This is a genomic window from Nocardia sp. NPDC060220 (assembly GCF_042727815.1).
Taxonomy (GTDB): Bacteria; Actinomycetota; Actinomycetes; order Mycobacteriales; family Mycobacteriaceae; genus Nocardia.
On record NZ_JBHWZY010000976.1, the window covers coordinates 1 to 2,349 of the forward strand.

A 2,349-nucleotide genomic window follows, 5' to 3' on the forward strand; every position below is an offset into this window, starting at 1 on the left:
GAGTGCGAACCCCGTCGCATTCACCAGCGCCCCGGCCATCAACACCCGCCGTCCGTACCTGGCGGCCAGCACGCCGACCGAAAGCCCCGCTCCCACCCCGGCGCCCACCGCGAACAGCGCCGAGGTGAGCCCGGCTCGCAACGGCGACCACCCGAGTCCACCCTGCATGAACAACGTCCACACCAGGAAGAACCCACCCATGGCGATCCAGAAGAGCAGCCAGGTCCCCAGCCCGATCGCGAACGGCCGCGACCGGAACAGTCCGAGGTCGACCAGCGGCGAACGCCCCTTCCGCGCAAGGCCGCGCTCGTAGAACAGGAACCCGGCGAACACCGCGAGAGCCGCACCCATCATCACGAAAGTCCATGCGGGCCAGTCGAGTCGACGTCCTTCGGTCAACGGGTAGACCAGCAGCAGTACCGCGGATACCGACAGCGCCATGCCGACCGGGTCGAGCCGGGGCGGTCTGGCCGACTTCGAATCGCTCATCACGAACCATGCCGCGATGAACCCCGCGATGCCGACCGGAATGTTCACCAAGAAGATCGGCCGCCAAGCCAGCCCGAACAGGTCGGCCTGCACCAGCACGCCGCCGAGCGCGAGACCGACCGCGGAGGCCGACCCGCCGACACCGCTGTAGAGGGCAATCGCTTTGGCCCGCTCCTCCTTCGGGAATGTCGTCTGAATGATGGCCAGGATCTGGGGCACCATCAACGCTCCCATCGCACCCTGCGCGAAGCGGGAGCCGATGAGCACGGTGGGATCGGTGGCCAGCCCGCACGCCGCCGAGGCGATCGTGAAACCGGCCATGCCGGTGAGGAACACACGTTTGCGACCGTAGATGTCGCCGAGTCGGCCGCCGGTGATCAGCACCGCGGCGAAGGCGAGAACGTAAGCCGCGATGATCCATTCGAGCTGCGAGTACTCGGCGTGCAGGTCGTTCCGGATGCTCGGCACGGCCACATTGACGATGGTCACGTCGAGTAGATCCATGAAGCCGGCGGCCAGCACCACCGCGAACGCGAACCAGCGCCGCGGATCCGGGGCGGGGGGAGTGGGGGAGGTAGTCACGAGAGTCTCTCTTCGAGTAGGGGGCCTCTCAAACTATGCACCTCGAGTGATTATCAATCAATAGGGCAATCATGAATGGTGCGTTAATCGGCGTATCGTAGGGGTGTGACCGACCCGACGCAGCTGTCGACCCACGCCGGATTCCTCCTCGGCCAACTGGGCTTCCATACCGCCTACCGCTTCAGCGATCTACTGGCGCCGCTGGGCATCAAGCCCCGCCACTTCGGCATGCTGAAACTCCTGAGCGCCCACGACGGCCGCACGCAGCAGGAACTCGGCGAGGCGCTGGAGATCCACCGCAATGTCATGGTCGGCCTGGTGGACGACCTGGAGAAACGCAACCTCGTGGAACGCCGCCGTCACCCCAGTGATCGGCGCGCATACGCGCTCCACCTCCTGCCCGCCGCTCATGCCCTCCTGGCTCGAGCCGAGCAGCGGGTAGCCGAGCTGGACGCCGAACTCCTGTCGCCCCTGTCTCCCGAGGACCGCGCGCTCTTCCTCGATCTCCTGCGCCGAACCGCCGAGGGCAACGGCCTTCGTCCCGGCATCCATCCCGGCCTCACCCGATAGCCCGCCGATGGTCTCCGGACCGTCACGATCGCGCATCGGGGGCTGCAGTTGAGCGCACTCGTGGCAAGAATGGCTCGGGGGCCGGGAAATTTTTTCGGGTGGCGGGAATGAATCGCCGCAGCTACTGGTTGTGCTGATCAACAACATGAGCGGACCTGACTCAACTTCGGGTTGACTCACGGTGGATCTCGAAGGCAGGATTGAGCCCACTGCGCTCAGCGTTGCAATAACCGAACGTCAAACAGGAGGAAACCACTATGGCTCGTGCGGTCGGAATCGACCTCGGGACCACGAACTCCGTCGTCGCCGTGCTCGAAGGCGGCGAGCCGGTCGTCGTCGCGAACTCGGAAGGCTCGCGCACCACCCCCTCGATCGTCGCCTTCGCGAAGAACGGCGAGGTTCTCGTCGGTCAGCCCGCGAAGAACCAGGCGGTCACCAACGTCGACCGCACCATCCGCTCGGTCAAGCGCCACATCGGCACCGACTGGAACGTCGAGATCGACGACAAGAAGTACAGGCCGCAGGAGATCTCCGCGCGCACGCTGATGAAGCTGAAGCGCGACGCCGAGGCCTACCTGGGCGAGGAGATCACCGACGCCGTGATCACCGTCCCGGCCTACTTCGAAGACGCCCAGCGTCAGGCCACCAAGGAAGCCGGCCAGATCGCCGGTCTCAACGTGCTGCGCATCGTCAACGAGCCCACCGCGG

3 protein-coding genes are annotated in these 2,349 nt (G+C 65.8%); 2 read left to right on the forward strand and 1 reads right to left on the reverse strand.

Annotated elements, in window-relative coordinates; translation table 11 throughout:
- The coding region (locus tag ACFWF3_RS32475) for an MFS transporter (protein WP_379317673.1) at window positions 1–1,071 on the reverse strand (1,071 nt) is incomplete at its 3' end.
- A gap of 105 nt (window positions 1,072–1,176) precedes the next feature.
- Between ACFWF3_RS32475 and ACFWF3_RS32480 the strand changes: the two genes are divergently transcribed.
- Window positions 1,177–1,641 (forward strand): MarR family winged helix-turn-helix transcriptional regulator, encoded by a 465-nt coding sequence (locus ACFWF3_RS32480; protein ID WP_378995830.1) that lies wholly within the window; start codon window positions 1,177–1,179, stop codon window positions 1,639–1,641.
- Window positions 1,642–1,898: 257 nt separating this feature from the next.
- Window positions 1,899–2,349: Hsp70 family protein (locus ACFWF3_RS32485; RefSeq protein WP_379317675.1), on the forward strand; the 451-nt coding region annotated here is incomplete at its 3' end.